17 protein-coding genes are annotated in these 15,144 nt (G+C 54.4%); 12 read left to right on the top strand and 5 right to left on the bottom strand.

Translation table 11 applies throughout. The annotated features are described in order from the left end of the window. Positions 1-14 precede the first annotated feature (14 nt). On the top strand, positions 15-653 hold the full coding sequence (locus P9H32_RS05065) for a hypothetical protein (RefSeq protein WP_322607792.1): 639 nt from the start codon (positions 15-17) through the stop codon (positions 651-653). A gap of 142 nt (positions 654-795) precedes the next feature. Here the strand turns inward: P9H32_RS05065 and P9H32_RS05070 are convergent, their stop codons facing one another. After that, positions 796-1,236, bottom strand: coding sequence for a dihydrofolate reductase (locus P9H32_RS05070; protein ID WP_322607793.1), 441 nt, complete (start codon positions 1,234-1,236; stop codon positions 796-798). Further along, positions 1,236-2,108 (bottom strand): thymidylate synthase, encoded by an 873-nt coding sequence (gene thyA / locus P9H32_RS05075; RefSeq protein WP_322607794.1) that lies wholly within the window; start codon positions 2,106-2,108, stop codon positions 1,236-1,238. The genes P9H32_RS05070 and thyA overlap by 1 nt, the downstream gene beginning before the upstream one ends. A 176-nt stretch (positions 2,109-2,284) precedes the next feature. Here thyA and P9H32_RS05080 point away from each other — a divergent pair, with 176 nt between their 5' ends. Beyond that, positions 2,285-2,536 (top strand): TM2 domain-containing protein, encoded by a 252-nt coding sequence (locus tag P9H32_RS05080; RefSeq protein WP_322607795.1) that lies wholly within the window; start codon positions 2,285-2,287, stop codon positions 2,534-2,536. Between the two features lie 116 nt (positions 2,537-2,652). Next, positions 2,653-3,921 carry a serine--tRNA ligase gene (gene serS, locus P9H32_RS05085; protein ID WP_322607796.1) on the top strand — a complete coding sequence of 423 codons (1,269 nt, stop codon included), beginning with the start codon at positions 2,653-2,655 and terminating at the stop codon, positions 3,919-3,921. Between the two features lie 57 nt (positions 3,922-3,978). Here serS and P9H32_RS05090 read toward each other — a convergent pair whose 3' ends face one another. From P9H32_RS05090 to dnaE, 3 genes are all read right to left on the bottom strand, one after another. After that, positions 3,979-4,812, bottom strand: a complete 834-nt coding sequence (locus tag P9H32_RS05090; protein ID WP_322607797.1) for a DUF1189 family protein — start codon at positions 4,810-4,812, stop codon at positions 3,979-3,981. A 50-nt stretch (positions 4,813-4,862) separates the two neighbouring features. Further along, a complete protein-coding gene (locus P9H32_RS05095) occupies positions 4,863-5,180 on the bottom strand; it encodes a putative quinol monooxygenase (protein ID WP_322607798.1) in 318 nt (105 codons plus the stop codon). Positions 5,181-5,285: 105 nt separating this feature from the next. Next, positions 5,286-8,831 carry a DNA polymerase III subunit alpha gene (gene dnaE, locus P9H32_RS05100; RefSeq protein WP_322607799.1) on the bottom strand — a complete coding sequence of 1,182 codons (3,546 nt, stop codon included), beginning with the start codon at positions 8,829-8,831 and terminating at the stop codon, positions 5,286-5,288. Positions 8,832-8,993: 162 nt separating this feature from the next. Here dnaE and bioB point away from each other — a divergent pair, with 162 nt between their 5' ends. The 9 genes from bioB (at position 8,994) to P9H32_RS05140 (ending at position 15,137) form a co-directional block, all read left to right on the top strand. After that, the gene (gene bioB, locus P9H32_RS05105; protein WP_322607800.1) at positions 8,994-9,956 is read left to right on the top strand and encodes a biotin synthase BioB; all 963 of its coding nucleotides are present in this window, start codon (positions 8,994-8,996) and stop codon (positions 9,954-9,956) included. A 235-nt stretch (positions 9,957-10,191) separates the two neighbouring features. After that, positions 10,192-10,587, top strand: a complete 396-nt coding sequence (locus P9H32_RS05110) for an iron-sulfur cluster assembly scaffold protein (protein ID WP_322607801.1) — start codon at positions 10,192-10,194, stop codon at positions 10,585-10,587. A gap of 119 nt (positions 10,588-10,706) precedes the next feature. Continuing rightward, entirely contained in the window at positions 10,707-11,087 is a 381-nt protein-coding gene (locus P9H32_RS05115) for a DUF134 domain-containing protein (RefSeq protein ID WP_322607802.1), read from the top strand. A 31-nt stretch (positions 11,088-11,118) separates the two neighbouring features. Further along, positions 11,119-11,277 carry a hypothetical protein gene (locus P9H32_RS18095; RefSeq protein WP_348534463.1) on the top strand — a complete coding sequence of 53 codons (159 nt, stop codon included), beginning with the start codon at positions 11,119-11,121 and terminating at the stop codon, positions 11,275-11,277. Beyond that, a complete protein-coding gene (locus P9H32_RS05120) occupies positions 11,274-11,636 on the top strand; it encodes a NifB/NifX family molybdenum-iron cluster-binding protein (RefSeq protein ID WP_322607803.1) in 363 nt (120 codons plus the stop codon). The genes P9H32_RS18095 and P9H32_RS05120 overlap by 4 nt, the downstream gene beginning before the upstream one ends. Then, positions 11,636-12,469 (top strand): ATP-binding protein, encoded by an 834-nt coding sequence (locus P9H32_RS05125; protein WP_322607804.1) that lies wholly within the window; start codon positions 11,636-11,638, stop codon positions 12,467-12,469. Before P9H32_RS05120 ends, P9H32_RS05125 begins: the two co-directional genes overlap by 1 nt. Then, positions 12,466-13,350 carry an ATP-binding protein gene (locus P9H32_RS05130; RefSeq protein ID WP_322607805.1) on the top strand — a complete coding sequence of 295 codons (885 nt, stop codon included), beginning with the start codon at positions 12,466-12,468 and terminating at the stop codon, positions 13,348-13,350. Before P9H32_RS05125 ends, P9H32_RS05130 begins: the two co-directional genes overlap by 4 nt. Then, positions 13,337-14,254, top strand: a complete 918-nt coding sequence (locus P9H32_RS05135) for an MBL fold metallo-hydrolase (protein ID WP_322607806.1) — start codon at positions 13,337-13,339, stop codon at positions 14,252-14,254. Before P9H32_RS05130 ends, P9H32_RS05135 begins: the two co-directional genes overlap by 14 nt. After that, positions 14,247-15,137: an Mrp/NBP35 family ATP-binding protein gene (locus P9H32_RS05140; RefSeq protein WP_322607807.1), complete on the top strand. Its 891-nt coding sequence runs from the start codon at positions 14,247-14,249 to the stop codon at positions 15,135-15,137. Before P9H32_RS05135 ends, P9H32_RS05140 begins: the two co-directional genes overlap by 8 nt. Positions 15,138-15,144: the final 7 nt, after the last annotated feature.

The raw sequence follows: 15,144 nt of genomic DNA on the forward strand, positions 1-15,144 counted from the left end.
CCGAGGCCGGTGCTATGGACGCGTTCAAGGCAGAGCAGGATTTTGCGGCCGGAGAATACCGGATTTACTGCGGGGGAAAAGCGACGGCCGGAATTGCGGCATATGTTCAGTATTTACGGGATCATTATAATATTATCTTCTGTCTGCTTTCCGACAGTACGCCGGCTTATGATGCATATACGGCCCGTATGTTTGAGCTGCTGCGTGATCAATTCGGATGCGATGTGTTTTACACCGCATTGGAGACGGTCGGCATTCTGCCCGGCTGCTATCCGGTATGGCCGCCGGCATTGGAGTATACGCTGATTCGTATGTTTGCCGATTTCGGCAGCTGCCTGTGGGACCGTAACGGCACCGCCGTTTCGCTCGAAGCGATTACAGGAATGGAGCAGGAGCTGGATGACCGGCTGTATGCCTGGGTTGAGCGTTACTCGACTGTGGCTGATGTTGATGACGGCGGAAAATGGTTTATTACCTGTTCGCCGGATGCGCTGCATGCATTTAATGAAGTGGGCCGGGTGCTGGCTTTTGAAGTCCGCAGGCGATTGCCGGACACCACCATTTTGACCTATGCGAGTGTGCTCGAAGATGCCTGCTGGGGTGAAGAGATCCGCATTGAGCCGTTGCTCGGAGGGGCTTCGGGTTCGGTTTAAAACGGCTTGCGGGGGAAGAAAGGATCGCGTTATCGTTTTTGAACGACGTGGCGATTTAGCTGAAACCGGAGCTCCGCATTACGGTAGCTCGCATATCCGATGCGAGTTTTTGCTGAATAATGCCGCGGATCGGATATCCGCGTTACGTTCTTTTATACGACACAATCGCGTAGTCGTCGGTTTCTTCGAGGGTTTTCGACGGGGTGAAATTTTCCAGCCATTGGATATTGAAAAAGGTATCGCCTTCGACGTCCTGTTTGACGGTGGTGACGAGGATTTCGTCGCAAAGTTCCAGTGTTAAATCATAGATGGCCGCGCCGCCGCAGATGATGGCGTCATCGGGAATTTCATCGGCGGAATGAATGGCGGCGGCATTTTTAAATGCGGCGTCGGGGTTGCGGGTGAGGACATAGATTTCCCGTCCTTTAAGCGGCGGGAGACCTTCGAAGGTGGTGCGGCCGACGACGATTTTACGGTCCATGGTCGTGCGCTTGAAAAACTGCAGGTCGCCTTTGCAGTGCCAGGGCAGGCCGCCGTCTTTTCCGATTACGCCGTTTTGGGAGCGGGCTACGAGTGCTTTCATTAAACCGCCACCTCGCCTTTGATGGAGGGATGGCATTCATAGTTTTCGAGCGTGGCGTGCTGCCATTCCCAGTCGAAAATGGAATCATATCCCTTGAGTTTCAGCGTCGGCGGGGCAAAGGGGTCACGTTTCATCTGTTCGTCGAGCTGGTCGAGATGGTTGACATAAATATGGGCGTCGCCGAGAAATCCGATGAGTTTGCCGGCTTTCAGGCCGCATTCTCTGGCGATGAGTTCGAGCAGTAAACCGTATGAGGCGATGTTAAAGGGGATGCCGAGAAAGATATCGCAGGAGCGCTGGTTCCAGAGCAGGTCGAGCTCGCCGTCGTTACAGAGCAGCTGATAGGAATAGTGGCAGGGCACGAGCGCCATTTCATCGAGCTGCTGCGGATTCCAGGCATTCACCAGGATGCGCCGGCTGTCGGGATTGGTTTTGAGGGTTTCAATGGCGTTGGCCAGCTGGTCGATGCCGCCGGTGAAATCTTCGGATCCGAATTCATAGTCTCCGTTAAAGTTGCGCCATTGGAAGCCGTAGATCGGGCCGAGGTCTTTTTCGGCGGCCATCGCCTTCAGTGTTGCTGCATCGTGGCCGTAGGGCACTTTGGCGGGAGAGCACCACTCGTTCCAGATTTTGCAGCCGCGTTCCTGGAACCACGATTTATCCGTGACGCCTTTGATGAAGCCTTCGAGTTCAACGCGCAGCGTTTTCCAGGCCATTTTTTTGGTGGTGAGCAGAGGAAAACCGTTGGCCATGTCGTAATCAATCATACAGCCGCTGACCGAAATCGTATCGGTGGCGGTCCGGTTGGTTTTCCGTTTTCCTTCGCGCAGGACTTTCTCCACCACCTGCTTGTAGACCTGGTCAATATTCATGCTGAACTTCCGTTTTTTTAATAAAGGCCGAAGCTAGCACGGCCGACCGGATTTTCAAATTTCGAAATCCCGGAAAGCGGGAGATGAATCGAATCTTGACATTCTTTAAAATAAAATTATTTCATTCAGCCATTGCTGAGGGAGAATTCTCAGCGCAAAAAATATAAGGAGTTCACATGAGCGCAGACGCCAGTAAAAAAATTCCGGCCGGAATCCTGGGTATCCTGTTAGGGAGCCTCGGCATTCATAAATTTATTCTGGGGTACACCAAAGAAGGAATCATTATGCTCCTCGTCACGTTGCTGACTTTCGGAATCGGTGCCGCGATCATGAGCATCATCGGTCTGATTGAAGGGATCCTGTATCTCACGAAAAGTGATGATGAATTTGTCAGCACTTATGTGACCGGCAAAAAAGGATGGTTCTGATTCCTGAGCCGGAGAGACGATGTGCGAGGCGGGGAAATTTCCCCGCCTTTTTCATTCCAAACCCACGGGGATTAAGCGAATAATACGGCTCTTTTCAACCAAACCGGGGATGTAAAATGCTGGATATTCGATTTATTCGTGAAAATGCCGATGCCGTGAAGGCCGCCATGAAAAACCGCAAGGCCGATGTGGATGTCGATGCCGTGCTGACGCTGGATGCCCGCCGCCGGGAAATTGTGGGCGAGGTTGAAACGCTGAAAGCCGAACGCAACAAAATTTCCAAAAGCATCGGGCTGATGATTAAAGAAGGAAAAGATCCCGAAGCGGTCAAAACCCAGGTCCGTGAAATGGGCGATAAAATTTCCGCTTTTGACGAAGAGCTGCGCGACGTTGAAGCGAAGCTGAAAGAGGGCCTGCTCTACATTCCCAATATGCCGTCCGACACCACGCCGATCGGCGAATCCGAAGATGACAATCCGGTGATCCGCACGTGGGGCGAAAAGGTGGAGCTGGGCTTTGAGCCGAAAGCGCACTGGGATCTTGGCGCTGAGCTGGGGCTTTTTGATCTGGAACGCGGGGCCAAACTTTCCGGTTCCGGTTTCCCGCTGTTCACCGGAAAAGGCGCGAAACTCGAACGCGCACTGATTCAGTTCATGCTGGATCTGCATACTGAAGAACACGGTTATACCGAAGTGGCTCCGCCGTTCATGTGCAATGCGGAGACCATGACCGGTACCGGCCAGTTGCCGAAATTTGCAGAAGATATGTATTCGGTGCCGCTGGACGGGCTCTATCCGATCCCGACCGCCGAAGTTCCGGTAACCAACATGTACGCCCAGGAAATTCTCGACCGGGAACTGCCGATCTGCCACACCGCCTACACCCCGTGCTTCCGCCGCGAAGCCGGTTCCGCCGGTAAAGACACCCGCGGCCTGCTGCGGGTGCATCAGTTCGATAAAGTGGAAATGGTCAAATTTACCACGCCGGAAACGTCAGAAGAAGAACATGAAAAACTGACGGCCGATGCCGAACGCGTGCTGCAGAAACTCGGCCTGCATTACCGGGTGATTGAGCTCTGCACGGCCGATATCGGGTTCAGCGCCGCAAAATGTTACGACATCGAGCTCTGGGCACCGGCACAGGATAAGTGGCTGGAAGTTTCCTCCTGCTCCAACTTTAAGGATTATCAGGCGCGCCGCGCCAATATCCGTTTCCGCGATGAAAACGGAAAGCCGCAGTTTGTGCACACACTCAACGGTTCCGGTGTTGCTCTGCCGCGTCTCGTGATTGCCATCATGGAAAACTATCAGAACGAAGATGGCTCCATTGATCTGCCGGAAGCGATTCAGCCCTACATGGGCGGACTGAAAAAACTGGAAAAATAGTCGTTTCCAAAGGGTGGAAAAATCCAGGCGTTGGAATCTTCCGATGGCTGGATTTTTTTATGCTGCTTTGTCGCAGGGCATCAGCAGGTCCGGTTTGAGTGCGGCCTTGAGATCGATGCAGTTTTCCCCGCCATTTGATTTGCGGGGAGAACAGGCGCTGAGCCCGAACAGCAGATAACCGAGCGCGACGGCGGGGTGGACATAGCACGGCACCGGAAGGTTCAGTGCCGAACTGACGGTAAAACCGAGAACAGCCGGAGTCAATGCCACCGCCGCAACACGCCCGATATCTTTAACGTTCAACATGCTGTGCGTGAACTTTGAACCAACCCGGTCGCTCAGGATGCCAATAAGCATATATACGATTCCGAGGGTCCAGGTGAAAACAAGGCTGATGCCAAACGTGAACAGGGCGGGGGCGGCATGAAAGGCATCCATCCATCGTTTGATTTTGTGCTGATTGACGTTAAGCCCGTCCACGAGGTTGAGGTCGATTTTCAGGCCGCCGCGTAAAATAAGCCTGGTTTCAGTGAGCATCAGCTGAACGGTGGGGCTGTCGATATAATTCATGCTGCCTGTCGTATCAATGATCGCCACGGTCTGGCCGGCGGCATTGTTGATATAACAGGGCATTTCCGCGTTAACAGTCGCGGTGCCGTTGCGGATTTCGATCGGGGGAAGCTGATTGAGGACGACGGCTTCATCGGTTCCCAGGGTTTGGGAAAGATGCTCGCGGAAATGGATGGACAGCGGAACGGCGCAGACGGCCAGCAGCACGAAGAGGTAAAGCAAATAGGTTCCTTTCCGGTTCATGCCGATATCGCGATAAAGACGTTTTGAAAAAAACGCCAGAACCGGCATCTGCAGCATGCTGTACTTCGCACCTTTCATGTGCATCATTTACAGCAAAATGGATGCCAGAGTTTCGCCGTATCGGTCAGCTACAGCCGTTCGGCATCCCAGCCCTCTTCACCCGGAGCGATGTTGGTGTATTTTACACTGGAGCGCGGTTTCGCCATCATGTCGGCCACAGTGTCGCGCCAGCGTGCATAGTGGGCGGTTTCCTTGTGTCGGCCGGCGTCTTCCGGCGTACGGTAAACCTCCACCAGGACGAAACGGTTGGGGTCGGCATCCTGCAGGAAGTCAAACCGGGCAATCCCCGGCTCATGAATGGAGTTCCTTACATTTTCCAGCGTGGCCGTTTTGAAAGCGTCCACACAGTCGGGTTTTACGTGGATGAAGACATGAACGATGAACATGTTGCTCTCCTTTTTCCGGGACAGGGATTCGGTCAATAGGCACTGGGCATAAGTGAAGTGTCAGCGGTTCACAATTGCCTACCGGCCTTGTTCCTGCTCCTCCGGTTAAGTTTTTTTCCGCTCCCATTTCCGGGGTTTCGGCGGGTTTTTCAATGCGTCTGATTTAGCTGCAACAAAGACCGTTCCTTCCCCGATGACCTGCTCGATTCCATGCACCAGTTTATCGCAGGGCCGCACCTTGTAGTCGTGATCGGTGTTGAGGAAAATCTTCTGTCCTTCGGCAAATTCAATACAGATGTGAAGAGGGATGGGGCCGCGGAACTGCTGAATGGTGCTTTTCAGCTCACCAATCACCTGCTCATTCACGCCGATTTCCGGCAGGTGGATGCTCACCCGGTCGCAGAAGGTCGATGCCGCGGAATCGAGCGGAAAGATTTCCATAATCTGCAGTTTCGGGTCACCGCCTTCTTCGTCCAGCATGGTTCCGCCGAACATCAGGGTGGCGTCTTCCGTAAGCAGGTGTCCATATTGCTCGTACGGTCCCGGAAAAATGATCGCATTGATTGAGCCTTCGAGCCCTTCAATTCTGAAAACCGCCATGGGCTTTTGGTCTTTTTTGGTGAAGAGCTTGCGCATTTCCGTCACCATTCCGCCGCAGCGCGTCCGTGTTCCGGGAAGCAGTTTGCCGACTTCCGCCACCTTTTTCAGGGCAAATTTATTGATCACCCATTCAAAGCGGGCCAGCGGGTGGCCGGAAATAAAGAAGCCGATCAGCTCTTTTTCGGCGGCGAGCATATCGGATTCGCTCCAGGGTTTGACTTCCGGCAATTCGTCGTCGGAACCCGCGCTGCTCTCTTCGGCTTCGCTGCCGGCCATCATATCAAACATCGATACCTGCCCGGACGCTTTATCCTTCAGTGCTTCGGCGGCGCGGCCGATGGCGATATCGATGCCGTTGAACAGTTGAGCGCGGTGCGCACTGCTGAAGTCGAATGCACCGGAGCGGATCAGACTTTCGATCACCTTTTTGTTGGCGCTGGTGATGCGGGCGCAGAAATCCATCAGGCCGAGAAACGGGCCGTTTTGATCGCGCTCTTTCACGATTTCTTCCACAACGCCTTCGCCGACGCCTTTGATCGCGGCGAGGCCGAAACGGATCCCCCCGCCGTCCTGTACCGCATTAAAATGCCCGATACTTTCGTTCACGCTCGGTGGCAGGACATCGATGCCCATTTCCTTGGCTTCGCCGATAAACTGGGTCAGTTTATCGGAGTTGCCCATTTCACCGGAAAGCAGCGCCGCCATGAATTCCGCCGGATAATGGGCCTTCAGCCAGGCAGTCTGATAGGTCACAAAACCATAGGCGGTGGAGTGCGATTTGTTGAAACCGTATTTCGCGAATTCCGTGATGTTGTCAAAAATCTTATTCGCGAGTTTTTCGTCGATACCGTTGGTTTCTTTGCAGCCCTCAACAAATTTTCCGCGCTGCTCGGCCATCACCTCCGGCTTTTTCTTTCCCATGGCGCGGCGCAGAATATCCCCCTGACCCAGCGAGAATCCGGCCAGCTTCTGGGCGGCCTGCTGAATCTGTTCCTGATAGACGATGATGCCGTTGGTTTCTTCGAGAATCGGTTCAAGAATCGGGTGGTCGTATTCGACGGTTTCCTGGCCGTGTTTCCGCTTGATATAGGTCGGGATAAACTGCATCGGCCCCGGACGGTAAAGGGCCAGAATGGCGATGATGTCCTCAATGCAGTCCGGCGCCACCTGCCGCAGCGTGTCGCGCATACCGCCCGATTCCAGCTGGAATACACCGACGGTGTCGCCCCGCGCCAGCAGCTCAAAGGCTTTGGCATCTTTGATGTCGAGTTTTTCGGGGTCGATTTCGACGCCGTGGTTGCGTTTGATCAGGTCGCAGGCTTCATAAATAATCGTCAGGTTTTTCAGCCCGAGGAAGTCCATTTTCAACAGGCCGATTTCTTCGGTGGGCCCTTTTTCGAACTGCACCACGGTGAGGCCTTCCTTCGCCTCTTTCGTGAGCGGAATAATTTCAATCAGCGGTTTTTCGCCGATCACCACGCCGGCGGCGTGCATGCCCGTGTGACGCGGGAGCCCTTCGAGCAGTTTGGCATATTTCATGATGCGCAGGGCATCGGGTTCCGTGCTGGTGGCCTGCTTGAATTCCGGACTTTCCGCCAGCGCCTTTTCCATGGTGGTGCCCGGCGTATCCGGGATCATTTTGGCCAGGCGGTCGCAGTAGGGCAGGGGAATTTCCAGCACGCGGCCGAGGTCGCGCATCAGCGTTTTTGCGCCGAGCGTTCCGAAGGTGATGATCTGGCCGCAGCACTCTTCGCCATATTTTTCGCGCACATACTGAATGACGTCCTGCCGTTTCGTCGGGCAGAAATCGATATCGAAGTCAGGCGGGGATACCCGGTCCGGATTCAGGAACCGTTCAAAAATCAGGTTATACTTCAACGGCTCGATCGTGGTAATTGCCAGCGAATAGGCCAGCAGCGATCCCGCACCCGATCCACGGCCCGGCCCGACCGGAATACCCTGGGCCCGCGCCCACTGAATGAAGTCCGCCACCACGAGGAAGTAGTTGATGTAGTTGGTCTTTTTGATCACGCTCACTTCGTAATAGAAGCGCTCATTAATCGTCTTTTCGTAGTCGTTCTTCGGATGGTCCAGATCCTCGATCCCGTACAGTTTGCGCAATCCTTCCTTGCCCAAATGCACCAGATAATCGTAGTCGGATGTAAACCCTTCGGGCAGGGGAAAGAACGGGAAGTGAAGATCTTCCGCCTTTTCGGGGAAGAAAAACTCCACATTGCAGCGCTGTGCGATTTCGATGCTATTGGAAATCGCTTCCGGATGATCGTTGAAAAGTTCGGCCATCTCTTCGCCGCTTTTCATATAATATTGATCACCGTGATACCGGTAACGGTTCGGGTCGGCCACCAGATAGCCGCGCTGCAGGCAGGTCAAAACGTCGTGCGCGTCGGCATGCTCCTGCCGAATATAATGGACATCGTTGGTTGCCACAATCGGCAGACCGGTCGCCTCGGCCACCCGCAGCAGGTTTTCGCGGATGGTTTTCTCCTCATCCAGCCCATGATCAAAGAGTTCCAGGAAAAAATTGCCTTTGCCCATGATGTCGGAATATTCCAGCGCCAGCTCAATCGCCGCCTTCACATCATCATTCCGGCAGGCCTCCGCCACCTCGCCGCGCATATCGCCCGACAAAGCAATCAGCCCCTTGCTGTATTTTTTCAGCAGCTCTTTGTCGATACGCGGTTTGTAATACATGCCCTCAAGGTGGGCGATCGAAACCAGCTTCACCAGGTTGGCATAGCCCTCCTGCGTCTCCGCCAGCAGCACCAGGCTCATATTGTCGCGCATCGTTTCACGGTGGCCGATCCCGTGGCGCGCCACATACATGTCGCAGCCGATAATCGGTTTAATGCCCGCGCCGTAACACGCCTTATAGAATTCCACCGCCCCGTAAAGCACCGCATGGTCTGTCATCGCCAGATACTGCATCCCCATATCCGCCGCCGCCTGAACCGACGGTTTTACCTTCGCCGTGCTGTCGAGCAGACTGTAGCAGGTGTGAAAATGAAGATGGGCAAACGGTACACTACTCACGGAAATTGGCCTCCAACGGTTGGAAAACGAATAAGATAAAATCCGGCCTTCGCAATGCCCAGAACATTCTTTCAGCCATTGGAACTTTCCTAATTCGGACGCAATCTCCCTTCGTTCTGTAAGGGTTTCATGCTTAAGTCTGCGGCTTTATTCGGAGTAAGGATGATCAACGAACTTAAAGAAACGTGCATGACCGGAACGGGCTGTTCGGCCGAAGAGGCGTTGCGGCTTGTTGATTGGGATGAGGCGGAGCTGCTGGCGGCGGCCACGGAAATTCGTGAGGCGTTTTTCGGGAATAAAATTGAGCTTTGTTCGATTATCAATGCCAAGAGCGGCAAGTGTGATATGGACTGCCGGTTTTGTTCCCAGAGTGCGCATAACTCGACCGAGATTGATGTTTATCCGTTTATGGATTCCCAGACCCTGGAGGCCGGGATACGTGAGGATCTTAAGGACGGAAATCGGAAATGCGGTGTGGTGACCAGCGGCGGAAAGTTGTCGACGGGGGAGTTGCGTGCGTTTTCGGACGTGGTGAAAAAGATCGGCGGCGGGGCCGAGGCCCCGGTTTGCGGATCGCTGGGCCGTCTGACGCCGGAAGATTTGGCGATGCTTAAAGCGTCGGGCGTGACGCGGTTTCATCATAATCTGGAAACGTCTGAAAATTATTATTCCGAAATCTGCACGACGCAGGACTGGAAGCAGCGTTTGGAAACCGTCAAAGCGGCTCAGGCCGCCGGACTGAAGGTCTGCAGCGGGGGACTGTTCGGCATGGGCGAAAGCTGGGAAGACCGGATTGATCTGGCCCTTGCTTTGCGTGAACTTGGCGTCGATTCTGTTCCGATCAATTTTCTCTATGCTCATCCCGGAACGCCGATGAAAGACCGGGAACCGATGTCCGCGGAGGAGGCATTGAAAATCATCGCCATTTACCGTTTTCTGCTGCCGAATGTCACGCTGCGGATCTGCGGGGGACGGGCGCATATTCTCGGAGGCCGCCAGTCGGACCTCTTCGCTGCCGGTGCAAACGGTTTGATGACGGGAAATTATCTGACTGTTGCCGGTGCTCAGTACGAGGCTGACCGGATTATGATTGAATCGCTGGGGCTGGAAATTGCTCCGGCTTAATTGCCGTGGTCCAGTAGTACTGTGGGGCTGTAATTTCATACATTGCAATGTATGAAATATTTATGATGCCGATGATTAGTTGATCAGTAAGCACTTCATACATTGCAATGTATGAAATAAGCACTGTTTTTTCATTAGGAATTTTTAATACCCGCTCAAAATAACCCGTATTTATATTGACCTGTTCATGTGTACGGGTTTTTAGTTCAGCACTTCAGTTTCTTAGGAGTGTCGTATGTACGATGATATCATTAAGCAGCTCGAGGAGCGTGCAAAGCGTTTCGGACCGATGCGGGATGCAAACGGTCATGCTAAAGTTCACGGAGAGTGCGGCGATACGGTGGAGGTGTGGCTGCGGATTGACGGTGGAAAAATTCGTAAAAGCTCTTTTCTTACAGATGGATGCGGTTATTCGAAGCATTGCTGTTCTACGGCAATCTGTATGTCGGAGGGGATGACGGTCGGAGAGGCGGAATCGCTGAGCGGTGCGGATGTGTTGAAAAAATGCGACCCGATTCCGCCGGATCATTTTCACTGTGCGGATCTGGCTGCGGAGACGATTCATGAAGCGGTGGAAAGTTTCAAATCCGGTCCCGTCAAGGGATGGAAACCGAAACTCTTCAGACGGTAAATGCCGGGGGCAGGCACCTGATTTTCAGGATCTTTGTTTAAAACCCGTGAGGAATTGCCCGTATTTTTATTTGACCTAATAATGAGCATATGCTCATATCATGGCCAAGGAGATCTTATATGCCGAGACCTGAAAACATCCGTGAAATCAAGCACATGCCCGATCTGACCTGGTTCAAGCCGACGGGGGTGCCGATGCACAGCATTGAGGAAGTCGTTCTTTCGTTCGACGAAATTGAGGCGGTGCGTTTGGCGGATCACGAAGGGTTGTATCAGGAGCAGGTGGCGGAGCAGATGAAGGTTTCCCGACAGACGGTCGGTCGGATTCTGACTTCGGCGCGGGGGAAAATTGCCGATGCTCTGGTGAACGGGAAGGCGATCCGGATGGAAGGCGGGGCGGTTGTGGTTCGGGAAAAAACCTGCTGCGGAAAACGGCAGCGACGCCGGCAGCGGGGTGCATGTAAACAACCAAACGCAAAGGAGGCACAAGATGCCGAATAGAAATGGAACAGGTCCTCAGGGTGAGGGCCCAATGACTGGCCGGGGCGCAGGAAACTGTGCCGGTAACGGCAGCGCAAACCGTGGACAGGGCGGAGCAGGTCTTGGTCGCGGTATGCGCCGTGGAAACCGCTGTGGCGGAGGCCGCGGAATGGGGATGAAAGGCAATGGCCGGAATGGTGCCGGTCAATGAAAATCGCCATAAGCACATCCGGCGAAGACCTCAGCGCGCCCGTGGACACCCGTTTCGGGCGCGCGCCGCGGTTCCTGATATATCATATGGAAACAGGAACGTTTTCGCTGAAGGAAAATAAACAGAACCTCAATGCGGCACAGGGGGCGGGCATTCAGTCTGCCGCCTGTGTCTGTGAGGAGCAGGTGGATGCGGTGATCACGGGAAACTGCGGTCCCAAAGCGTTTGCGGTACTGGATGCCGCCGGGATCAAGGTTTACACCTGTGGAAGCACGGCTATATCGGAAGCCATTGATCAGTTGCGTCAAGGCCAACTGCATCCGGCTGATGAGGCAAACGTGGAAGGTCACTGGGTGTAATGAAAATTGCCGTGGCATCTGGAAAAGGCGGAACAGGTAAAACGACCCTCTCCTGCGCTATGGCATTTGCCGCGCAGGAGAAGGTGACGTTGCTCGACTGCGATGTGGAAGAGCCTAACAGTCATTTTTTTATCCGTCCGGAAATAGAACATCAGGAACAGGTTTTTAGACCTGTACCTGCTGTTGATGAAACAAAATGTACCGGTTGCGGCGAATGCGCACGGGTGTGTCAGTTCAATGCCATCGTGACTGTGAACGGAAAGACCTTAGTATTTAACGAGCTCTGCCACAGCTGCGGGGCCTGCGTGAGAATCTGCCCCACTGGGGCGCTTCATGAAGTCGATCAGCCGATCGGGCAGATTGAAACGGGCCGTCGGGATCATGTCAGGTTTGTTTCCGGTCGTTTGGATGTGGGACAGGCGATGTCGCCGCCGCTGATCCGCCGGACGCTGGAGCAGGCGGATGCAGAATCGCTGACGATTGTGGATTGCCCGCCGGGGACATCCTGTCCGTACGTTACAGCGGTAAAAGCGTGTGATGCAGCGTTACTGGTTACGGAACCGACGCCGTTCGGATTGCACGATCTGAAGCTGGCGGTGGAAACGATCCGGGATCTCGGGGTTCCTTTCGGTGTGGCTGTCAACCGGATGACGGAGGAAAAAAATCCGATCCAGGCCTATTGTGAAGCCGAAGGGATTCCGCTGCTGATCCAGATTCCGGAGGATCGGCGAGCTGCCGAGGCCTATTCCCGCGGTGAACCGATCAATACCGTGATGCCGGAGCTCAATGAGCGGCTGGCGCAAATTCCCGAACAACTGAAGGCGATGATATGAAAGAACTGGTGATCATCAGTGGGAAAGGGGGAACGGGGAAAACCAGCATTACGGCCTCGTTTGCGGCTCTGGCCGACCATCCGGTGCTGGTGGACTGCGATGTCGATGCGGCCGACCTGCACTTGGTACTGCAGCCGGAGATCCAGACCTCGGAAACTTTTGTGAGTGGACATGTGGCCGAAATCCGGACCGGGGACTGTACTCAGTGCGGTCTGTGCATGGCGGTTTGCCGTTTTGATGCGATTACCGATTTCAGGGTGGATGCCATGGCGTGCGAAGGCTGCGGGGCCTGCGTTGAATTCTGTCCGGAAAAAGCGATCGATTTTCCGGAACAGGAATGCGGGATCTGGCATCGTTCGAAAACGCGTCACGGTTCGATGGTGCACGCACGGATGCATCCCGGTGCGGAAAATTCGGGGAAGCTGGTGAGTCTGCTGCGGACCGAAGCCGGAAAGCTGGCGGAACGGGAGAATGCCGGTCTGATTCTGGTGGACGGTTCTCCGGGGATTGGCTGTCCGGTGATTGCGTCGATAACCGGTGCCGATGCGGTGCTGGTGGTTACCGAGCCGACGCTTTCGGGCGAGCACGATCTTAAGCGGGTACTTCAGCTGGTTTCCCATTTCCGGATTCCGGCCATGGTTTGTGTGAACAAGTGGGATATTAACAAAGAAATGACTTCACAGATTGAGGCACTGGCGGAATCAATGAACGCGGTGCCGGTCGGCCGGGTTCCCTATGATGCTGCTGTGACGGCTGCCCAGGTTAATGCCCGGGCGCTGGTCGAGAGTTCCGATGGCGCTGCCGCCCGGGCGGTGCGTGGAATCTGGGGAGCCATTCAAAAACAGCTTTTCGCTGAGGAGTGTTGCCATGTCGCTTCGTAAACCTCCAACGGGTACGCTCCAAGGCGAATCTTTTTCCTGGAACGGGAAATCAGGCGGTGCATTCCGGGGACTGCAGATTCTGGTCGATAATATCGCGGCAGAGGGGCTGGTTGCTGAGCATGGCTTTTCGGTGCTGATTGACGCGGGCGGCAGAAAAATTCTGATGGATACAGGGCAGGGTCACGCACTGGAGCAGAATGCGGCGGCATGCGGGTTCGAGCTGGCGGATGCGGATATTTTTGTGCTGAGTCATGGTCATTATGACCATACAGGCGCGGTTGATGTGGTGCTTGGCGAAAATCCTGAGATTCAGGTGTATGGCCATCCGAAAATTTTCAGTGAGCGTTTCAGCATTTATCCGGACCGGGATCCGAAAGAAATTTCCATGCCTTCGGAACAGCGGCTGTTGGTGGCAAATCTACCCGATTCGCACCTGCACTGGGTTCGGGAGCCGATGGAGATTGCGGCGGGTGTCGGATTGACCGGACCAATTCCGCGTTCTCATGCACTGGAGGATACGGGCGGGCCTTTTTTCTGTGATCGGGAAGGGCAGCGGCCGGATCCGATCAGGGATGATATGGCGATGTGGATTGAGACTCCCGATGGATTGCTGGTGGTGTGCGGATGTTGCCATTCCGGTTTGATTAACACGCTCGACCACATAAGAAATACGACCGGTGGAAAACGGATTCTCGGTGTGATTGGCGGGCTTCACCTTAAAAGTGCGTCGGAAGAGCGGCTGGCCGCGACAGTAGAGGCTCTGCAGAAATTTGCGCCGGCCTTTATGGTTCCGTGTCACTGTACCGGAGCAACGGCGGTGAACTATTTCCGGGATCATCTCGATGCGGAAATTATATCCGGTTTCGCCGGTTTTAACATGAGGTGGAGAACGAACGATGAGTGAATGCGCTGCGAAACCTCCGCATAATCCGGAAGAGGAACGCCGGAAAATCAATGACCGTATGGCGCAGGTGAAGCATAAAATCTGCGTGTTGTCCGGCAAAGGCGGTGTCGGGAAAAGTACCGTGGCGGTAAATCTGGCGGTTGCGCTGGCGGAAGCCGGTCGGCGTGTCGGTTTGCTGGATGTTGATATTCACGGTCCCAGTGTTCCGACGATGCTCGGGATCGGCCCGGTTCTGCTGACGGGGACCAATGAATCGATTCAACCGGTTTGTGTCGGAAGCTTGAACGTGATGTCGGTGGGTTTTCTGTGCGAAGATGCCGATAATCCGTTTATTTGGCGCGGCCCTATGAAAATGGGGGTTATCCGGCAGTTTCTCGGCGATGTTGAATGGGGTGAACTGGATTATCTGATTGTCGACTGTCCGCCGGGAACCGGGGATGAGCCGTTATCGATCTGTCAACTGATTGAGGAGCCGTCCGGTGCGGTGATTGTGACGACGCCCCAGCAGGTGGCTGCAGTGGATGTGAGGAAATCGCTGCGGTTCTGTGAAAAACTGTCTATGCCGGTGCTGGGTATTGTAGAGAATATGAGCGGTTTCACCTGCCCGAAATGCGGTGAAGTGCTGGATATTTTTCTTTCCGGCGGCGGCGAATCTATGGCGGCGGATTTCGGGGTGCCGTTTCTTGGAAAACTTCCGATTGATCCGGCGGTTGGCAGGGCGTGCGATTCGGGCCGGCCTTTTATTCAGAGTCATGCCGCTTCCGAAACCGCGCGGCTGCTTAATGATATCATCGAACCTCTTTTGAAGCTCGGGCAGCACTGTACCGAGGACAAGGTGGAAAGCGGCCGGGTTAAGGAGCTTTCGGGAAAAAATGAATTATAACTATAAA

It is taken from the genome of Pontiella agarivorans (genome assembly GCF_034531395.1).
GTDB lineage: Bacteria > Verrucomicrobiota > Kiritimatiellia > Kiritimatiellales > Pontiellaceae > Pontiella > Pontiella agarivorans.

Bases quoted from the DNA above. Each gene is read 5' to 3' on its own strand.
- serS (WP_322607796.1), top strand. From the start codon at position 2,653: ATGCTGGATATTCGATTTATTCGTGAAAATGCCGATGCCGTGAAGGCC.
- P9H32_RS05135 (WP_322607806.1), top strand. From the start codon at position 13,337: ATGTCGCTTCGTAAACCTCCAACGGGTACGCTCCAAGGCGAATCTTTT.
- P9H32_RS05140 (WP_322607807.1), top strand. From the start codon at position 14,247: ATGAGTGAATGCGCTGCGAAACCTCCGCATAATCCGGAAGAGGAACGC.
- thyA (WP_322607794.1), bottom strand. From the start codon at position 2,108: ATGAATATTGACCAGGTCTACAAGCAGGTGGTGGAGAAAGTCCTGCGC.
- P9H32_RS05130 (WP_322607805.1), top strand. From the start codon at position 12,466: ATGAAAGAACTGGTGATCATCAGTGGGAAAGGGGGAACGGGGAAAACC.
- P9H32_RS05080 (WP_322607795.1), top strand. From the start codon at position 2,285: ATGAGCGCAGACGCCAGTAAAAAAATTCCGGCCGGAATCCTGGGTATC.
- P9H32_RS18095 (WP_348534463.1), top strand. From the start codon at position 11,119: ATGACTGGCCGGGGCGCAGGAAACTGTGCCGGTAACGGCAGCGCAAAC.
- P9H32_RS05065 (WP_322607792.1), top strand. From the start codon at position 15: ATGGACGCGTTCAAGGCAGAGCAGGATTTTGCGGCCGGAGAATACCGG.
- P9H32_RS05115 (WP_322607802.1), top strand. From the start codon at position 10,707: ATGCCGAGACCTGAAAACATCCGTGAAATCAAGCACATGCCCGATCTG.
- P9H32_RS05120 (WP_322607803.1), top strand. From the start codon at position 11,274: ATGAAAATCGCCATAAGCACATCCGGCGAAGACCTCAGCGCGCCCGTG.
- P9H32_RS05070 (WP_322607793.1), bottom strand. From the start codon at position 1,236: ATGAAAGCACTCGTAGCCCGCTCCCAAAACGGCGTAATCGGAAAAGAC.
- P9H32_RS05125 (WP_322607804.1), top strand. From the start codon at position 11,636: ATGAAAATTGCCGTGGCATCTGGAAAAGGCGGAACAGGTAAAACGACC.
- bioB (WP_322607800.1), top strand. From the start codon at position 8,994: ATGATCAACGAACTTAAAGAAACGTGCATGACCGGAACGGGCTGTTCG.
- P9H32_RS05110 (WP_322607801.1), top strand. From the start codon at position 10,192: ATGTACGATGATATCATTAAGCAGCTCGAGGAGCGTGCAAAGCGTTTC.
- P9H32_RS05095 (WP_322607798.1), bottom strand. From the start codon at position 5,180: ATGTTCATCGTTCATGTCTTCATCCACGTAAAACCCGACTGTGTGGAC.
- P9H32_RS05090 (WP_322607797.1), bottom strand. From the start codon at position 4,812: ATGAAAGGTGCGAAGTACAGCATGCTGCAGATGCCGGTTCTGGCGTTT.